A 17,942-nucleotide genomic window follows, 5' to 3' on the forward strand; every position below is an offset into this window, starting at 1 on the left:
TACCGCGCAGGCTAGTGCCCTGCCCACGCCTGTGGGCAGGGCACTAGCCTGCGCGGAACACCTCCCCGGCCGGGGCGGGCGCACATCTCCTGGCCGGCGGGGCTAGCGTCGGACGCGCTATGAGCGATGCGCCTGCGCCCACCGAGTCCGCCGTCCGCCGTGCCCTGGTCCGCGCCGAACGGGGTGTCTCCCTGGACGCGACCGAGGCCGAGACCCTGCTGCACGCGCGCGGCCTGGGCGAGGGCGAGCCGCTGGACCGGCTGCTCACCGCCGCCGGCCGGGTGCGCGACGCGGGGCTCACCAGCGCCGGGCGGCCGGGCGTGGTGACCTACAGCCGCAAGGTGTTCATCCCGCTGACCCACCTGTGCCGCGACCGCTGCCACTACTGCACGTTCGTGACCACGCCGGGGCAGCTGCGCGCCGAGGGCAAGGCGCCCTACCTCTCCCCCGACGAGGTGCTCGACATCGCCCGCGCTGGTGCGGCCATGGGCTGCAAGGAGGCGCTGTTCACCCTCGGCGACCGCCCGGAGGACCGCTGGCCGGTCGCCGCGCAGTGGCTGGAGGCGCACGGCTTCGACTCGACGCTGGGCTACCTGCGGGCGATGGCGATCCGGGTGCTGGAGGAGACCGGGCTGCTGCCGCATCTGAACCCCGGCGTCCTGTCGTGGGAGGAGATCCAGCGGCTCAAGCCGGTGTCGGCGTCGATGGGGATGATGCTGGAGACGACGGCGACCCGGCTGTGGTCGCAGCCCGGCGGCCCGCACTTCGGCAGCCCCGACAAGGAGCCCGCCGTCCGGCTGCGGGTGCTGGAGGACGCCGGCCGCTGCGCCGTCCCTTTCACCACCGGTGTGCTGCTGGGCATCGGCGAGGACTACGCCGAGCGGGTCGACGCCGTGCTGCAGATCCGGGCCGCAGCGCAGCGGCACGGGCACGTGCAGGAGGTCATCGTGCAGAACTTCCGGGCCAAGCCGCGGACTGCGATGCAGGCCTCCGCCGATCTGGAGCTTCAGGAGTACGTCGCCGCGGTCGCGGTCACCCGGCTGCTGCTCGGCCCGAAGGCGCGCGTCCAGGCGCCGCCGAACCTGTCGGACGCCACCGAGCTGGGCTTGCTGCTGCGCGCCGGGGTGGACGACTGGGGCGGCGTGTCACCGCTGACGCCCGACCACGTCAACCCCGAGCGGCCCTGGCCCAACGTGGAGGAACTGGCCAAGCTCTCCGATCACGCCGGGTTCGTGCTGCGCGAGCGGCTGGCCGCCCAGCCGGGCTACGTACTGCAGCCCGAGCCGTGGCTGGACCCCCGGGTCCGGCCCCACGTCGCCGCGCTGGCCGGCCCCGACGGGCTCGCCGTCGAGGGCCGGATGCCGGCCGGGCTGCCGTGGCAGGAGCCGGACGAGGAGTGGGGCACCGCGGCGACCGGGCGGGTCGACCTGCACGTCGAAGTCGACACCATCGGGCGCAGCACCGACCGGCGCAGCGACTTCGACGCCGTCTACGGCGACTGGGCCGAGCTCCGCGACCGCACCGAGAGCGCCCGCGACGGGTCCTCCACGGCGCGGTCCGGCGGTGACCCCGAGGTGCTGGCGGCGCTGCTGCACGCCGAGGCCGACCCGGCCGGGCTGACCGACGCCGAGTACCTGGCGCTGCTGGGCGCCGACGGCGCCGATCTGGAGAACCTCTGCGCACTCGCCGACGCCGTCCGCGCGGACGTCAACGGCGACGACGTCACCTACGTCGTGAACCGGAACATCAACTTCACCAACGTCTGCTACACCGGCTGCCGGTTCTGCGCGTTCGCCCAGCGGCGCACCGACGCCGACGCGTACACGCTGTCGATGGAGCAGGTCGGCGACCGGGTCGACGAGGCGTGGGCCGCCGGGGCCACCGAGATCTGCATGCAGGGCGGTATCCATCCCGACCTGCCCGGCACCGCCTACTTCGACCTGGCCCGCGAGGTGAAGGCCCGGCAGCCCGGCATCCACCTGCACGCGTTCAGCCCCATGGAGATCGTCAACGGCGCGGCCCGCACCGGGCTGTCGTTCCGCGACTTCCTGACCGAGGCCAAGGCGGCCGGGCTGGACTCGATCCCCGGCACCGCGGCGGAGATCCTCGACGACGACGTCCGCTGGGTGCTCACCAAGGGCAAACTGCCGACGGCGACCTGGCTGGAGATCATCGGCACCGCGCACGAGGTCGGCATCCCGACGACGTCGACGATGATGTACGGCCACGTCGACACCCCCGCCCACTGGGTCGCCCACCTGCGCACCCTCAGCCGCCTGCAGGACCGCACCGGCGGCTTCAGCGAGTTCGTGCTGCTCCCCTTCGTGCACCACAACTCACCGATCTACCTGGCCGGGGTCGCCCGACCCGGTCCGACCGTGCGGGAGAACCGGGCCGTCCACGCCGTCGCCCGCCTGCTGCTGCACGGCCGCATCCCCAACATCCAGACCTCGTGGGTCAAGCTCGGCGACGCCGGCACCCAGGCGGTGCTGCGCGGCGGGGCCAACGACCTCGGCGGCACGCTGATGGAGGAGACGATCAGCCGGATGGCCGGCAGCGAGAACGGCTCGCTGAAGACCATCGCCGAGCTGGAGGCGATGGCCGCCGCGATCGGCCGCCCGGCCCGCCAGCGGACCACCGAGTACGGCACCCCCTCGGCCGAGCGCCTGGCCACCGCGCGCTCCGACGAGGGCCGCGCCCGGCTCACCCTCTCGATCACCCCCCGCTGACAGAGGACCTCCTCACCCCCACCCCTCGCCGGCTCAGGGCGGGCCCCTGAGAGAAGGCCGCGCGAGTTCGACGACCGCCGTGACCACCTCCTCCCCGGTGAGCAGGACGAAATCGTTGTGGTCGGCACCCGGGACCTCCACCACCCGGTGCAGCCGGGCGGCGGCGTCGGCCACCGCCCGGCTCTGCGCCGGCGGCACGATGGAGTCGGCAGCGCCGTAGACCACGGTGGTGGGCACCTGGACCCGGCGGACCAGCTCGGCCACCGGGTAGCGGTCGCGCAGCAGCGACCGCACCGGCAGGAACGGGTAGTGCTCGCCGCCCACCGCGGCGAGGTCGACGAAGGGTGAGCGCAGCACGAGGCCCGCCGGTGGGTGCTCGCTCGCCAGCTCGGTCGCGACGGCCGCGCCGAGGCTCTCGCCGAAGTACACGAGCCGGTCGGGCGGAACCTGCGCCCGGTCGAGCAGGTACGTCCGTGCCGCACGGGCGTCGAGCGCCAGCCCCGCCTCGCTCGGGCTGCCCGGGTTGCCGCCGTAGCCGCGGTAGTCGAAGAGCAGCACGGCGAGACCTTCCGAGGCGAGCGCACGCGCCAGCGGGGCCCGCATGCCCCGGTGGCCGCCGTTGCCGTTGGCGACCAGCACCCCGGGAGCGTGCGGCGTCCGGCCCGGGACGAACCAGCCGGCCAGCCGCAGCCCGTCCTCGGTCTCGAGCACGACCTCCCGTGCACCCGGGACGGCCTCCGCCGCCGGGGGGACCGGCCCGGCGTCGGGCAGGTAGATCAGGTGGCGCTGGAACGCCCAGAGCAGGCCCACGAGGACAGTGCACAGCAGGACGACGCCGGCCGCACCCACCACTGCCCTGCGCACCACCTCCCGATGGTCCCGCCTGCCGTGCGGGGCGTACCAGCGCTAGCGTCCGTGCATGGCACGCGACTCCACCGCCGGCGGCACCGACCACTGGCACGCGCCGCTGCGCCACGTCCGGGCGGCCGAGCTCTCGACCGACACCGGCCAGAGCAGCGGCATGACCCGCAGGGAAGCGGTGTCCGGCAAGAGCGTCGGGGCGGAGAAGGTCTGGATGGGCGAGGCGCACGTCGCGGCGGGCACCGCGTCGGCGAACCACCACCACGGCGACTCCGAGACCGGCATCTACGTCGTCTCCGGCCGGCCGGTGTTCGTCTTCGCCCGCGACGGCGAGGAGGTCCGGCTGACCCCGGAGCCCGGCGACTACGTGTTCGTGCCGCCGTGGACGCCGCACCGCGAGGAGAACCCGGGCGACGAGGAGGCGGTCGTCGTCCTGGCGCGCAGCAGCCAGGAGGCGGTCGTGGTCAACCTCGCGCCGGGCTCGCTCACCGAGCTCTGACCGTCCGGACCGACGGCTAGCCTCGGCCCATGGGTTACTTCGGCACGCTCGTCTACAGCGAGGGTCGCTGGCGCACGGGACGGCCGACCGCGGTGCCGTTCCTGATGGTCGACGTCCACGACAGCGACATCGCGACCGTCGACTACCGGGCGGCCGACGCCTCCGGCGGCAGGTTCTTCCTCGGCTACGAGCCCCGCGTGTACTTCGACGAACCGGACGCCTCCGCTCCGGTCGACATCGACGCCGAGGCCGCCGGCTTCGCCCGGTGGGTGCGCGACGCCGTCGGCACGGGGGTGGAGCCGGCCGAGGTGCGGCGGCTGCTGGCCTCGCCCGGCGGGGCGCCGCCGACCGACGAGGTCGTGGAGCAGACCGTCGAGCGGATGCTGCTCCTCGCCGGGCTCCCGGTGCCCGAGTGGCCCACCGACGACGACGCACCTCCCGGCTGACGCATCGTCGGCCGGTGGCCGGGTAGCGGGCCACCGTGCGAGCGATCTCCTACACCCAGCCCGGTGGCCCCGACGTCCTGCAGCTCGTCGAGCGCCCCCTGCCCGAGCCCGGCCCCGGCGAGGTGCGCGTCCGCGTCGCCTTCTCCGGGGTCAACCCCACCGACTGGAAGTCACGGACCAGGGCGCAGCCCGGACCGGACGGGCAGGTGCCGAACCAGGACGGCTCCGGCACCGTCGACGCCGTCGGCCAGGGCGTCGACCCGGCGGTGCTCGGCCAGCGGGTGTGGATCTGGGAGGCCGCCTGGCAGCGGGCCTGGGGCACCGCCGCCGAGTTCACCGTGGTCCCGGCGCGGCACGTCGTGCTGCTGGGCGAGGACCCGTCGTTCGAGCTGGGCGCAGCCCTGGGCATCCCGTTCCTGACCGCGCACCGCTGCCTCACCGTCGCCGAGTCCCTGCCCGACCGGCTCGGGCCCGGCACCCTCAGCGGGCACACCGTCCTCGTGCAGGGCGGCGCCGGCGCCGTCGGCAACGCGGCGATCCAGCTCGCCCGCTGGTCCGACGCCACCGTGATCGCCACGGTGAGCAGCCCGCGCAAGGCCCAGCTCGCGGCGGCGGCCGGCGCCGACCACGTCGTCCACTACCGGGAGCAGGACGTCGTCGCCGAGGTTCGCAAGGTCGCGCCGGAGGGCGTCGATGCGATCGTGGAGGTGTCGGCCGCGGTCAACGCCGCCGTCGACGCCCAGGTGATCGGCATGCACGGAGCGGTCGCCATGTACGCCGACGACGGCGGAGCCGAGATCACCGTGCCGGTGCGTGCGCAGATGGGGCCCAACGCCCGCTGGCAGTTCGTGCTCGTCTACACCGAGCCGGAGCGGGCCAAGGTGCTCGGCATCGAGGACGTCGCCACCGCGGTGGCCGACGGCGCGATCCGGGTCGGCGACGATGCCGGGCTGCCGCTGCACGTCTTCCCCCTCGCCGAGACCGCGGCCGCCCACCAGGCGGTGCAGGACGGCGCCGTCGGCAAGGTGCTGGTCGACGTCACCCGGTGAACCGACGGTGGTGGCCGGCGGGGCCGACCCTGCCTAGCCTCGGGTGATGGCCCGCACCCAGACCTCGACGGATCTGTCCGTGCTCGCCGATGAGCTGCTCGACCGGGCCCGCACCGAGCACGCGGGCCGGGCGGGGCGCACGCTGCCGCACCCGGTCGACGGAATGCGGCAGACGGTGATCGCCCTGCGCGCCGGCGCAGAGCTGGCCGAGCACGAGACCCCCGGCCCGGCCAGCCTGCTGGTCGTGCGCGGAGCTGTGCGCCTGATGGCCGGCGACCTGACGGTGCCGCTGACCGGCTCGCAGGTCACTCCCGTCCCCGACCGCCGGCACAGCCTGCACGCCGACGAGGACGCCGTCGTCCTGCTGACCGTGGCGGTGCCCCGGCGGGCGCCTGCCGCGCGCTGACATGCTTCGGCCGGCCCCACCTCAGTAGTGGTACCGGGCCTGGAGGACCACCAGGAGGTCACCGCTGAGCCGCTCGGGCTTGCCGGTGCCGGCGCCGGGGTCACGCGCCGCCTCGTCGCGGCACACGCGCCCGGGCGGGACGTCCCGGGCGCGAACCCTCCGGGAGTCAGCCGACGCCGAGGTCGCGCGCGATGAGCATCCGCTGCACCTCGCTGGTCCCCTCGCCGATCTCCAGGATCTTGGCGTCGCGGTAGAACCGGCCGACCGGGAACTCGTTCATGAACCCGTAGCCACCGTGCACCTGGGTCGCGTAGCGGGCGTTGTCCATCGCGACCTCGGAGCTGTACAGCTTGGCGATCGAGGCCTCGCGCTTGAACGGCTCGCCGCGCAGCATCTTCTCCGCCGCCCGGTAGTACGCCAGCCGCGCGGTGGAGGCCCGCACCTCCATGTCGGCGATCATGAACTGCACGGCCTGGTTGCGGCCGATCGGCTGCCCGAACGCCTCCCGCTCACCGGCGTACTTCACCGACTCGTCGACGCAGCCCTGCGCCAGCCCGACCGACAGCGCCGAGATGGCGATCCGGCCCTCGTCGAGGATGGAGAGGAACTGCGCGTAGCCGCGGCCCCGCTCCCCCACCAGGTTCTCCTCGGGCACCCGGCAGTCGTCGAAGGACAGCTCGCGGGTGTCGGAGGCGTTCCAGCCGACCTTCGAGTAGCGCTGGCCGACCGTGAACCCCGGCGTCCCCGACGGCACGATGATCGCCGAGATCTCCTTGCCGCCGTCCGGCTTCGTGCCGGTCACCGCGGTCACCGTCACCAGCGAGGTCAGGTCGGTGCCGGAGTTGGTGATGAAGGCCTTCGAGCCGTTGATGACCCAGTGCCCGTCCTCCAGGCGCGCGGTGGTGCGGGTCGCCCCGGCGTCGGATCCGCCCCCGGGCTCGGTCAAGCCGAACGCACCCAGCGCCTCCCCGGTGCACAGCCGGGGCAGCCACTCCTGCTTCTGCGCTGGCGTGCCGAAACGGTAGATCGGCATGGCGCCGAGCGAGACCCCCGCCTCGACCGTGATCGCCATCGAGCTGTCGACGCGGGCCAGCTCCTCCAGCGCCACGCAGAGGTCGAAGTAGGTGCCGCCCGCGCCGCCGTACTCCTCGGGGAACGGCAGGCCGAACAGCCCGAGCTCGCCCATCTGCCGCACGATCCCGGTGGGGAACTCGTCGCGCTCGTAGAACCCGCCGATCTGCGGGGCGATGACCTCCTGCGCGAACTCGCGCACGGTCTTCCGGAGGGCCTCGGTCTCGTCGCTGAGCCGGTAGTCCAACATCAGTTCTCCTGCTGCTCAGGCGCGGCCGCCGGGGTCACCAGCGCCACCCGCTCGTCCAGCGCGACCGTCTGGCCCGCCGTCACACCGAGCTCGGCCACCGTCCCCGCGACCGGGGCGGTGAGCACGTGCTCCATCTTCATCGCCTCGACGACCAGCAGCGGGGTGCCCACCGCCACCTCGTCGCCGACCGAGGCCCGCACCACCGTCACCGTCCCCGGCATGGGGGAGGTGACGACGCCGTCACCCGCGGCCGCGCCGGCCGCGGTGGACAGCCGCTCCTGCTCGCGCAGCGCGGTGACGTGCCCGCCGGCGGCCAGCCAGACGGTCCCGCCGTCGTGCACCAGCGCGTAGGACGACGTCAGCCCGTCGTAGGTGACCGTCAGCCGGTCGCCGTCCCGGACCGCCTTCGCCGCCGCCGGCGCCGCATCCCCCACGGCGACCTCGGCGGAGGCCGCGCGCCCGCGTACCCGCACGGTCACCGGATCGGCGCCGGGCAGCTGCAGCCGGCGGACCGTCCACGCGGACGCCCCGAGCCGCCAGCCGTCGGGCACGTCCCAGCGGTCGACGACCGGACCGGCGGGCTCGGCCTCCACCAGCAGGGCGAGGGCCGCCGCGGCGTAGACGTGCGGCGCCGGCTCCTCGGCCGCCGTCAGCTGCTCGCCGCGGCGCTCGATCAGCCCGGTGTCGAGCCTCCCGGCGACGACGTCGTCGTCGGTGAGCAGCGCCCGCAGGAAGGCCGCGTTCGTGGCGACCCCCAGCACGACGGTCTGCCCGAGGGCGCCCACCAGCCGTGCCCGGGCGGTCTCCCGGTCCGGTGCCCAGGCGACGACCTTGGCGAGCATCGGGTCGTAGTCGGTGCCGACGCGCGTGCCGACCGCGAGCGAGCTGTCCATGCGGATGCCCGGCCCGGCCGGCTCGACCAGGCCCAGCACACTTCCCGCCTGCGGGAGGAAGCCCCGGGTCGGATCCTCGGCGTAGAGCCGGGCCTCGATGGCGTGCCCGTCCAGGGAGACGTCGCTCTGGTCGATGGGCAGCCGCTCCCCCGCGGCGATGCGGACCTGCTGCTCGACCAGGTCCAGGCCGGTGATCAGCTCGGTCACCGGGTGCTCGACCTGCAGCCGGGTGTTCATCTCCAGGAAGAAGAAGTCGCGTGGCCGGTCGGCGTCCACGATGAACTCCACCGTGCCGGCACCGGTGTAGCCCACCGCCTTCGCCGCCTCCACGGCAGCGCGGCCCATCGACGCGCGCATCGCGTCGTCGAGCAGCGGGGACGGCGCCTCCTCGATCACCTTCTGGTGCCGCCGCTGCAGGCTGCACTCCCGCTCGCCCAGGTGGACGACGTTGCCGTACGCGTCGCCGAGGACCTGCACCTCGATGTGCCGCGAGTTCCCGACGTAGCGCTCCACCAGCAGGGTGTCGTCGCCGAAGGAGCTGAGCGCCTCCCGCCGGGCGCCGGCGATCGCGTCGGGCAGCTGGTCTTGCGACCGCACCACCCGCATGCCCTTGCCACCCCCACCTGCACTGGGCTTGAGCAGGACCGGGAAGCCCGCGGCGACGGCGGCCTCGGCCACCTCGTCATCGCTCATGCCCGGTTCGCTGCGGCCCGGCACCACCGGGACGCCGGCGGCCACCACGGTCTGCTTGGCGCGGATCTTGTCGCCCATCGCCTCGATGGCCGCGACCGGCGGACCGATGAAGACGATCCCCGCCTTCTCGCACGCGCGGGCGAACTCCACGTTCTCCGACAGGAAGCCGTAGCCGGGGTGGACCGCCTGCGCACCGGTGCGGGCGGCGGCGTCGAGCACCCGCTCGATCGACAGGTAGCTCTGCGCCGCGGGCGCCGGGCCGAGACGGACGGCGACGTCGGCCAGCCGGGTGTGCAGCGCCCCGGCGTCGGCGTCGCTGTGGACGGCGACCGACCGGACACCCATCTCGCGCAGCGTGCGGATCACCCGCACTGCGATCTCGCCCCGGTTGGCCACGAGCACTGTCTGGAACATGTCACTCACATCCGGAAGACGCCGTAGCCGACGTCCTCCAACGGCGCGTTGGCGCAGGCGGACAGGGCCAGGCCGAGGACCGTGCGGGTCTGCGCCGGGTCGATGACGCCGTCGTCCCACAGCCGCGCGGTGGCGTAGTAGGGGTGCCCCTGCGACTCGTACTGATCGCGGATCGGCGCCTTGAACGCCTCCTCGTCCTCGGCCGGCCACTCCTCACCGCGCGCCTCCAGGCCGTCGCGGCGCACCTGCGCCAGCACCGAGGCCGCCTGCTCACCGCCCATCACCGAGATGCGCGAGTTGGGCCAGGTGAAGAGGAACCGGGGCGAGTACGCCCGCCCGCACATGGAGTAGTTCCCGGCGCCGAACGAGCCGCCGATGACCACGGTCAGCTTCGGCACCCGCGCGCAGGCCACTGCGGTGACCATCTTGGCGCCGTGCTTGGCGATGCCGCCGGCCTCGTAGTCGCGGCCGACCATGAACCCGGTGATGTTCTGCAGGAACAGCAGCGGAATCCGTCGGCGGTCGCAGAGCTCGATGAAGTGGGCACCCTTGAGCGCCGACTCGGCGAAGAGCACGCCGTTGTTGGCGACGATCCCGACCGGATGCCCGTGCAGCCGGGCGAATCCGGTGACCAGCGTCTGCCCGTAGAGCGGTTTGAACTCGGCGAACCGGCTGCCGTCGACCAGCCGGGCGATGACCTCGCGGACGTCGTACGGCGTGCGCGGATCCGGCGGCACGACCTCGTACAGCGACTCCGGCGGGTACTGCGGCTCCTCGACCGGTGCCACGTCCCACGGCCGCGGTTCCCGCGGCCCGAGCGTGCCGACGATCTGCCGGACGATCTGGAGGGCGTGCGCGTCGTCGTCGGCCAGGTGGTCGGTGACGCCGCTGACCCGGCTGTGCAGGTCTCCTCCACCCAGGTCCTCGGCCGACACGACCTCCCCGGTCGCCGCCTTCACCAGCGGTGGGCCGCCGAGGAAGATGGTGCCCTGCTCGCGGACGATGACCGCCTCGTCGCTCATCGCCGGGACGTAGGCGCCACCGGCGGTGCAGGACCCCATGACCGCAGCGATCTGGGCGATACCCGCCTTGGAGAGGTTCGCCTGGTTGAAGAAGATCCGGCCGAAGTGCTCGCGGTCGGGGAACACCTCGTCCTGCATCGGCAGGAACGCCCCGCCCGAGTCGACCAGGTAGATGCACGGCAGCCGGTTCTGGAGCGCCACCTCCTGCGCACGCAGGTGCTTCTTCACCGTCATCGGGTAGTAGGTGCCGCCCTTGACGGTGGCGTCGTTGGCGACGACGACGCACTCCCGTCCGGACACCCGGCCGATGCCGGTGATGATGCCGGCGGCCGGCGCCTCGCCGTCGTAGAGCCCGTGCGCGGCCAGCGCCGAGAGCTCGAGGAAGGGGCTGCCGGGATCGAGCAGGGCGTCGACCCGCTCGCGGGGCAGCAGCTTGCCGCGTGCGGTGTGCCGCTCGCGGGCGCGCTCACCGCCCCCGAGGGCCACCCGCCGCAGCTGCCCGGCCAGGTCGGCGACCAGATCGGCGTGCGCCGCGGCGTGACGAGCGGCCGCCCCAGGGTCGGCCGACGGGGTCCGGGGAAGCACCGGTGCGTCCACGCGGGCGAGGTTAACCGCCGTTCACACCCGCGGTCCAGCCCACACGTCGGAGGGTGAACCGTCGTTCACGGCGGGGCTAGCATCCCGGGCATGACGCCGGCCGGCACCCGCCTGGACCCGGGCTCCGCCGCCCAGGACACCGCCCTGCTCGCCGACGCCGGGCGCCCGTCCCGGCGGGAGCAGATCCTGCAGGCGGCGGCGCAGCTGTTCGCCGAGCGGGGCTCGCGGTCGGTGGGCGTGGACGACGTCGGCGCGGCGGTCGGGGTGACCGGGCCCGCGATCTACCGGCACTTCACCAGCAAGGACGCGATGCTCGCCGAGATGCTGCTGCGCATCAGCGAGCGGCTGGCCGACGGCGGCCGGGCACGGGTGGCCGCCGCGGGCCCCGATCCCGCGGCTCAGCTGCGCGCCCTGATCGACTTCCAGGTCGAGTTCGCCCTCGACAACCCCGCGCTCATCGTCGTGCACGACCGGGACCTCACCTCACTGCCCGACAGCGAGGCCGGGCAGGTGCGCCGGCTGCAGCGGCGCTACGTCGAGGTGTGGGTGGCGGTGCTCGCGCGCCTGCACCCGGACGCGGCCGCGGCGGCCTGCCGGGCCCGCGCGCACGCCGTCTTCGGCCTGATCAACTCGACCCCGCACAGCGCCGGCCGGCTCGACCGGACGGCCATGGCCGCGCTACTGCGCGGCATGGCCTGGGCGGCCGCCACCGGTTGAGGGCCCCGGTGCGGCTCAGCCCCCGGGCGGGGGCGGGACCGGCAGGGCCAGTCCGTCGGAGGCGATCTCGTCCACCGCGGCCACGCTGCCGGCGGTCGCCGGATCGACCCAGGCGCTCTCCACGACCGTGACGGTCGGGCCGGAGACGGCGCTGGCGTACTCCGCCGAGCGCAGCCCCGCCGGGCCGCCGTCGTAGGTGACGCCCTCGCGGAGCAGATCACTGACGTTGCCGCTGCCGTCGCGGTCGGTGAGCGCGCGCAGCTCACGGGCCGCCGCGGCGTCGGACATGGCCACCCGGGACACCGAGACGACGACCGGCGCGCCGTCGACCTGCGTCGAGTACAGCGCTCGGGACAACCCCACGCAGTCGGTGGCGGCGAAGAAGTCGGCCACCTCGCCGTAGGCGTGACCGGCGCACGTGTCGTCCACCTGCACCGCCTCGACGGTGAACTCGGTGCCGTCGACGGACCGGACGTCGCCCTCGGCAGGCCCCGGCGCGGCAGTGCCCGGGGCAGGCGAACCGCCGGCACCGGGGACGTCCTGGTCCGCCTCGCCGCCGAACAGGAGCCAGGCACCCACCCCGACCAGCGCCACCAGGGCGACGACGCCGGCGACCAGGGCCGCGGTCCAGCGGCGCCGGCCGGGCGGAGCGTCGTCGTCCCGCCCGGAGGCGGTGGCACCCCAGGCCGGGGACAGCGGTGGCCGGGCCGGTGGCTCGGCCGACCGGGGCGCCGCCGGGAGCACGGCCGTCCGGGGGCCACCGGGCGGTGCCGCCCCACCGTCGGGGCGGCGGTCGCGCTCGGCACCGCCGAAGAGGCCACCGATGCCGGCGTCACCGCCCGGCGGCGCAGGCGGGCCGTCCACCTCGACGGTGTCGCGCTGCCGGGTGAGGTCGGGCGCCGGAGCTGCCGGCGCGGCGGCCGCCACCGCGGCCGCGTGCGCGGAGGCGACCGAGGCCGCCACCGCCCGCGCCACGGCGGTCGCGCTCGGCGGGTTCCCGCCGGGGGCCGGCGCATCCGGCCCGTCGTCGGCGAGGGGCGCCGGCCCCGCGGGGGCCGGCGCATCCGGCCCCTCGACGCGGGCGGCCGGCGGAGCCGCCACCGAGGAGGCGTTCATCGCCGCCGGGGTGAGCAGCTGAGGACGGCGCAGCACGTACGGCGAGTACGGAAAGGCCTCTCCGTTGAGCTCCTCGACCGTCGGGCCCCGGCCGGGCAGCTCCAGCGCCTCGAGCGCGGCCCGCACGTCGGCGGTGGTCCACAGGCGGGGGTTGTCGACGCCGGCGTGACGGCTGGCGCGGGCAAAGGCCAGCAGCAGCGAGCGCGGGTCCAGGGTGGCCACCTGGTCGCCCTCGCCGAGGTCGCCATCGGCCGGCACCAGGCCGGTGATCTCGCCGACCAGGACGGTGAGGCGTGCGATCCGGCCGGGCTCCAGGCCCGCCCGCCGCAGCTTCACGGCGGTGTCCATGCCGGCCCGCATCAACCCGTCCAGCGGGCTGGACCCGCCGCCGGCCAGCTGCAGCACCTGGCTGGGGCCACCCTCGGGGGCGATGGTCCAGGCGCCCTCGGGCGTCGCCGTGACGACGCCGGACTGCCGGAGCACCTCGACCACGCGGATGACCGCGATGCCCTCGGGCACCAGCAGGACCGCGTCGGACTGGCGGCGGCCGAGCGGCCCGTCGACCAGCGGCACGGAGGCGACCACGGCGGCGCGCACCGAGGCGCCGGTGTCCCACCGCGCGAGCTCGCCGAAGAAGGCGCGCTCCCCCGCCGTCTGCAGCGGCGCCGGGGTCAGGGCCAGCACGTCGTCCTCCGGGGCGATCGGTGTATGCGGTCAGGGCTGCGCCGGGCAGGAGCCGGCGCGGAGCACCGGCCTGCAGGCCTGGCGCAGCCGTCCCCCGACGCTACGTCACGGACCGGGCCGGCCGGGCGTCGTGAGCCGGCGCAGCCGGGTCAGGCGGCGACGCGCTCCGCCGCGGCGGCCGGCTCGTCCGCGGCCCGGCAGCGGGTCCGCCGGGAGCTGTGCTCCAGCACGTCCACCGCGCTCCACAGGGCGGTGAACCCGACGGCGACCGGCAGCACCGACCACCAGTTCCACGGCGGCAGCAGGCCCAACGCGTCCAGCGGGACCGCGGCCGCGTACACGGCGGCCGTGACGACCGGCGCGGCCACCCACCCGGGAAGGCCCCGGGTGACGGCGACGTCGATCAGCACCGCGCCCAGGACGAGCACCACCGGGAGCACCGAGGGCGGGAATCCGGTCGCGACGAGGCCGAGCCACATGACCCCGCGGTAGCCGAGGTAGCCGATCGCGATGACCGACGCCGTCCAGCGCAGCCCGACCACCGTGCGGGCCACCACCAGCGTGAGCAGGCCGGCGCAGACGAGCCACGCGGGGTGCACCCAGGAGGGCACCGGCAGCATGAACATCGTGGGGGTCTGGCCCTGCGCGGCGGCGAAGTCCAGCAGGGACGGCTCGGCCGTCGTCCGCCCCGCGGCGTACGCCTCCAGCGACAGGACGCCGTACTCCTGGTGCTGGTTCGGGAAGACGACGTTCTCCAGGAAGAACAGCCACAGGCCCAGCGAGACCAGCTCCCGGGTGCGGCCGGGTGCGGCGTGCAGCCACCAGCCGCGCAGCGCGCCGGCCAGCATGATCGCCGTCCCGATGTAGAGCAGGGCGTGGCTGGGGCTCCAGCTGGTGATGTCCAGGCCGTTGACCCGGTGGTTGACGAGGTCGACCGGGATCGCGACCAGGAAGGCGGCGATGCCGACCTGCATCAGCCGCAGCGCCCGCCGGTCGACCCCGTAGCCGCTGTAGCTGTGGAACAGCACCAGGACGACGACGGCCGCGGTGCCCACGGTGTTGAGCAGGTGGGGGGGCGCGAGGTCGTCGCGCAGCCACTTGAAGTGCCAGGAGACGTCCCAGGACGAGCCGAGCATCTTGAGCAGGAAGGCCGCCAGCCACGCGGTGTAGATCCAGCGCAGCTCGGTCTGGTCGGTCGCGCGGCCCGGGCGGCCGGGGGTCATGTACGCCGCCCAGAGCCATCTCACCAGGGCGATCGGGTGGGCCAGACCGGCGCGGAGCGTTCCCGGCGCCTGCGGCACGGCGGTCGCTGCGGGGGCGGGTGCAGAAGACACGGAAGAGCTTCCTGACGAGAGGACGTTCCGGCGACCCTAGCCGTCATCCCCGCCGATCCCGGGCCGTTCCGGTCGCGCCCCCGGGCACGGTGGGACATGCGAGGACACGCGGGGTGATCGGGGCGGCCGGGACACGCGGTGCGTACTGTCGGGCGACGTGGCGGAGAGCGCGGGACACCTGGTCTGGATCGACTGCGAGATGACCGGGCTGGACCTGACCAAGGACAAGCTGATCGAGGTCGCGGTCCTGATCACCGACTCGGAGCTCAACGTCGTGGACCCGGGGCTGGACCTGATCATCTCCGCCGACGAGGCCGACCTCGACGGCATGACCGAGTTCGTCGCGGAGATGCACGCCAAGTCGGGTCTCACCGAGGCCGTCCGGGCGGCGACCCTGACCGTCGCCGACGCCGAGCAGCAGATCCTCGCCTACGTGAAGCGGTTCGTGCCCGACCGGCGCACGGCCCCGCTGTGCGGCAACTCGATCGGCACCGACCGCGGCTTCCTCGCCCGCGACATGCCCGAGCTCGACGACCACCTGCACTACCGGATGGTCGACGTCTCCTCGGTGAAGGAGCTGGCCCGCCGCTGGTTCCCCCGCGTGTACTTCGCCCAGCCCCCCAAGGGGCTCGCCCACCGGGCGCTGGCCGACATCATCGAGTCGGTGCGGGAGCTGGCCTACTACCGGCGCACGCTGTTCGTGCCGGCGCCGGGCCCCAGCGGCGACCAGGCGAAGAAGGCCGCCGACCAGGTCGTCGGCTCGTTCGCCGAGCTGCTCGCGTCCGGGGACGCCGCCACCGCCTGACCGCCCCGACTCCCCCGACGGAGTCGCGCACCGGCTCCGGTATCGTTGTCCCGTTCCCTCCGGGCGCCTGCGTCCGGGCGGAGGCACGGTGGGTGTAGCTCAGTCGGTAGAGCACCAGGTTGTGATCCTGGGTGTCGCGGGTTCGAGCCCCGTCACTCACCCCACCGGTGGAGGCCCTGGTCAGTTCGCTGACCAGGGCCTTCGTCGTTCCGGCGCCGCCGCTGGCGGCCTCCGGAACGCCGCTGCCCCCTCGTCTGGGGGGCAGATCGGGGGGGCAGTGACGGGGCGACTGCGCAAAGCAGACAGGTCCCGACGGTCCGGCTGGTTCCTTCCCGACCAACCGCACGGAGCACACCCACCATGTCCCTCAAGCCCCCCAGCCTCTGGATCGAGCAGCGCGGCCGCCACCACCGCGTCTACTGGCGCAACGGCGTCGCCGGCCTGCCGGCGCGGTCCTACCTGCCCTTCTACGGCCGCGACGCGGCCGAGCAGTTCGTCGGCATGGCCGGCCTGCGGGGCCTGGCCACCACCCGCAAGGTGCTCGACAGCGACGACCCCCTGAAGCCACCGCGCTGCTCCAGGCGGCGCTCGCCGAGCGCGACACGCCAGCGGCCTACCTTCGGTCGCGCACCGACTTGTTCATCCGGCGGAGATCCATGCCGGTTAGGGTGAAGCACCAGGGGGACGGCGATGAGCACCACGAACACCGGTCAGGCCACCTGGACGTGCGAGAACTGCCGACGGCCGACGTCGGTCCGGCGCAAGCGCTGCAGGGAGTGCGGTACGTCGCGTCACTGACGCCGTGGGCGGGCGGCCGGGGGCTCCGGAGGGGCCACTCCCGCGCAGTCGCGACGATCACCCGGAAGAGCGTCCACGCGTGCTCGAACCGACGATCTGGTAAGGCCGGTTCACGCCGCGGCTGCCCGGAACACCGAGGACGACGGTGAGCTGCCCGCGATGTGCGGGGTTCCGGTCATCGCCACGCTGCCGGTGTGGTGGCCGCCGCCACGGCCGGTCGCCGGGCTGTGCACGCAGTGCCGCAGGCTCATCAGCTGACGACAAGCTCTGACCCGCCAGTCCGGCGCGCGCCGCCTCTACCCCTGGGCATAGCGTCATCAGGTGCTCAACCTTCAACAGCGGGGGCTGCACGACGCGGCCATCGGTTCCCCGCTCGTCGAGGCCGCCCGTGGTCTGGCCTCCCAACTGCTCGCCGATCTGGACGGCCGCTGGCGGCACACCTGCGGGGTCGCCCGGCGAGCCGCCGACGCGGCGGCCGCGGTCCCGCGGGCCGACCGGCCACTGCTTGTCGCAGCCGCGTGGCTTCACGACATCGGCTACGCCCCCACGCTGCACGCCTCGGGCTTCCACCCTCTCGACGGCGCCTGGCACCTGCAAGCCCTTGGCTGGCCGGAACCGGTGGCTGCACTGGTGGCGCACCACTCGGCTGCCCGGTTCGTGGCCGCGGTTCACGGGCTGGACGACCCGATGCGGGCCTTCTCCGCGCTCCACTACGGCCACGGCCCAGTGGCCGACGCGCTCACCTACGCCGACCAGACCACCGGCCCCGACGGGCAGATCGTGACCGTGGAGGAGCGGCTGGCCGAGATGCTGCGCCGACACGGCCCCGACAGTCCGAACGGCCGCGTGCACGCGCAGCGCGCTCCGGTCGTCAGGGGCGCGGTACGGCGGGTCGAGGAGCGCGCCGCCCTGGCCGAGCTGGCCCGCGAGGTGCTCGGGCCACAACAGTCGGAGTGAGCCCCGCGTAGGGGCCGAGGGCTGTCGGCGGCGCAGGTCGAGGCGGGACGGGTGCAGCGCAATGCGCAGCGTCGCGACGACGACGGCGGCGGCGGCGCGCCGCGCAGTGCCGGCCCAGGACGACGGCCGGCGGCAACGCGTGATCGCGGCCACGTAGGCGTTGGTCGCCTGCGCCTGCGCCTGCAGCTCGGCGGCGCGGTCGGCGGCGATGAGCTGGGCGACGTGCGGGGGCATGACGTTCCGTGCCTCCCGGCGTCGTGGAGTCAGCAGCAGGCCGCGGCGGATGCGGCCGGCTGGGGGTCGTCGGCGGTGCCGGTGGCCGGCTGGTCGGCAGGGTTCTGGGCGGTGCCGCAGCAGACGCCGCTCTCGGGCGCCTGGCCGGCGTCGATGAGGGCCTGCGGGCTGTTGCCGAAGGCGTCGTCGTCGGCCAGCACCGTGTGGACCTCCCAGCGCTCGCCGCCGGGGCCGGTCAGCCACGCCTTGTCCTGGGTGGCGCGGCCCTGCGGGCGGTGTTGGCCACCGGCTGACCTGCCCTGGTGGAGGCCGCCGGGCGACCGTTCACCGACTGTTCGCTTGACCGGCCGCGCCGACACGCGTTTGC

At 74.5% G+C, this 17,942-nt stretch carries 17 protein-coding genes and 1 tRNA gene; 10 read left to right on the forward strand and 8 right to left on the reverse strand.

The features are described from left to right. Window positions 1-119 precede the first annotated feature (119 nt). Window positions 120-2,729, forward strand: a complete 2,610-nt coding sequence (locus ACI791_RS02125) for a bifunctional FO biosynthesis protein CofGH (RefSeq protein ID WP_456584517.1) — start codon at window positions 120-122, stop codon at window positions 2,727-2,729. 33 nt (window positions 2,730-2,762) lie between these two features. On the opposite strand, the gene ACI791_RS02130 is transcribed toward ACI791_RS02125, so the two are convergent. Continuing rightward, entirely contained in the window at window positions 2,763-3,596 is an 834-nt protein-coding gene (locus ACI791_RS02130) for an alpha/beta hydrolase (RefSeq protein ID WP_456584518.1), read from the reverse strand. Between the two features lie 52 nt (window positions 3,597-3,648). Between ACI791_RS02130 and ACI791_RS02135 the strand changes: the two genes are divergently transcribed. From ACI791_RS02135 to ACI791_RS02150, 4 genes are read left to right on the forward strand one after another with little or no spacing between them, the layout of a single operon-like run. Then, the gene (locus ACI791_RS02135; protein WP_456584519.1) at window positions 3,649-4,089 is read left to right on the forward strand and encodes a cupin domain-containing protein; all 441 of its coding nucleotides are present in this window, start codon (window positions 3,649-3,651) and stop codon (window positions 4,087-4,089) included. Between the two features lie 29 nt (window positions 4,090-4,118). Beyond that, window positions 4,119-4,535 (forward strand): hypothetical protein, encoded by a 417-nt coding sequence (locus ACI791_RS02140; RefSeq protein ID WP_456584520.1) that lies wholly within the window; start codon window positions 4,119-4,121, stop codon window positions 4,533-4,535. 35 nt (window positions 4,536-4,570) lie between these two features. Then, window positions 4,571-5,584, forward strand: coding sequence for an NADPH:quinone reductase (locus ACI791_RS02145; RefSeq protein ID WP_456584521.1), 1,014 nt, complete (start codon window positions 4,571-4,573; stop codon window positions 5,582-5,584). A gap of 46 nt (window positions 5,585-5,630) precedes the next feature. Next, window positions 5,631-5,990, forward strand: coding sequence for a LuxR family transcriptional regulator (locus tag ACI791_RS02150; protein ID WP_456584522.1), 360 nt, complete (start codon window positions 5,631-5,633; stop codon window positions 5,988-5,990). Window positions 5,991-6,156: 166 nt separating this feature from the next. On the opposite strand, the gene ACI791_RS02155 is transcribed toward ACI791_RS02150, so the two are convergent. From ACI791_RS02155 to ACI791_RS02165, 3 genes are read right to left on the reverse strand one after another with little or no spacing between them, the layout of a single operon-like run. Then, window positions 6,157-7,311, reverse strand: coding sequence for an acyl-CoA dehydrogenase family protein (locus ACI791_RS02155; RefSeq protein WP_347059887.1), 1,155 nt, complete (start codon window positions 7,309-7,311; stop codon window positions 6,157-6,159). Further along, the gene (locus tag ACI791_RS02160; RefSeq protein ID WP_456584523.1) at window positions 7,311-9,311 is read right to left on the reverse strand and encodes an acetyl/propionyl/methylcrotonyl-CoA carboxylase subunit alpha; all 2,001 of its coding nucleotides are present in this window, start codon (window positions 9,309-9,311) and stop codon (window positions 7,311-7,313) included. The genes ACI791_RS02155 and ACI791_RS02160 overlap by 1 nt, the downstream gene beginning before the upstream one ends. A gap of 5 nt (window positions 9,312-9,316) precedes the next feature. Further along, window positions 9,317-10,930 carry a carboxyl transferase domain-containing protein gene (locus ACI791_RS02165; RefSeq protein WP_456584524.1) on the reverse strand — a complete coding sequence of 538 codons (1,614 nt, stop codon included), beginning with the start codon at window positions 10,928-10,930 and terminating at the stop codon, window positions 9,317-9,319. Window positions 10,931-11,020: 90 nt separating this feature from the next. Here ACI791_RS02165 and ACI791_RS02170 point away from each other — a divergent pair, with 90 nt between their 5' ends. Further along, complete coding sequence (locus ACI791_RS02170; protein ID WP_456584525.1) at window positions 11,021-11,647, forward strand: SACE_7040 family transcriptional regulator; 627 nt, start codon at window positions 11,021-11,023, stop codon at window positions 11,645-11,647. Between the two features lie 15 nt (window positions 11,648-11,662). On the opposite strand, the gene ACI791_RS02175 is transcribed toward ACI791_RS02170, so the two are convergent. After that, window positions 11,663-13,447 carry a hypothetical protein gene (locus tag ACI791_RS02175; RefSeq protein WP_456584526.1) on the reverse strand — a complete coding sequence of 595 codons (1,785 nt, stop codon included), beginning with the start codon at window positions 13,445-13,447 and terminating at the stop codon, window positions 11,663-11,665. A 149-nt stretch (window positions 13,448-13,596) separates the two neighbouring features. Then, complete coding sequence (locus tag ACI791_RS02180; RefSeq protein ID WP_456584527.1) at window positions 13,597-14,781, reverse strand: hypothetical protein; 1,185 nt, start codon at window positions 14,779-14,781, stop codon at window positions 13,597-13,599. Between the two features lie 157 nt (window positions 14,782-14,938). Here ACI791_RS02180 and orn point away from each other — a divergent pair, with 157 nt between their 5' ends. From orn to ACI791_RS02195, 3 genes are all read left to right on the forward strand, one after another. Beyond that, complete coding sequence (gene orn, locus ACI791_RS02185; RefSeq protein ID WP_456584528.1) at window positions 14,939-15,586, forward strand: oligoribonuclease; 648 nt, start codon at window positions 14,939-14,941, stop codon at window positions 15,584-15,586. An 88-nt stretch (window positions 15,587-15,674) separates the two neighbouring features. Next, window positions 15,675-15,750 (forward strand) — tRNA-His (locus ACI791_RS02190). A 196-nt stretch (window positions 15,751-15,946) separates the two neighbouring features. Beyond that, window positions 15,947-16,258, forward strand: coding sequence for a hypothetical protein (locus tag ACI791_RS02195; protein WP_456584529.1), 312 nt, complete (start codon window positions 15,947-15,949; stop codon window positions 16,256-16,258). A gap of 236 nt (window positions 16,259-16,494) precedes the next feature. Here the strand turns inward: ACI791_RS02195 and ACI791_RS02200 are convergent, their stop codons facing one another. Then, window positions 16,495-16,635 carry a hypothetical protein gene (locus ACI791_RS02200; RefSeq protein WP_456584530.1) on the reverse strand — a complete coding sequence of 47 codons (141 nt, stop codon included), beginning with the start codon at window positions 16,633-16,635 and terminating at the stop codon, window positions 16,495-16,497. Between the two features lie 70 nt (window positions 16,636-16,705). Here ACI791_RS02200 and ACI791_RS02205 point away from each other — a divergent pair, with 70 nt between their 5' ends. Then, window positions 16,706-17,341: an HD domain-containing protein gene (locus tag ACI791_RS02205; protein ID WP_456584531.1), complete on the forward strand. Its 636-nt coding sequence runs from the start codon at window positions 16,706-16,708 to the stop codon at window positions 17,339-17,341. Window positions 17,342-17,604: 263 nt separating this feature from the next. Here the strand turns inward: ACI791_RS02205 and ACI791_RS02210 are convergent, their stop codons facing one another. Then, complete coding sequence (locus tag ACI791_RS02210; protein ID WP_456584532.1) at window positions 17,605-17,934, reverse strand: hypothetical protein; 330 nt, start codon at window positions 17,932-17,934, stop codon at window positions 17,605-17,607. Window positions 17,935-17,942 lie beyond the last annotated feature (8 nt).

The sequence above is a fragment of the Blastococcus sp. SYSU DS0973 genome, assembly GCF_054051055.1.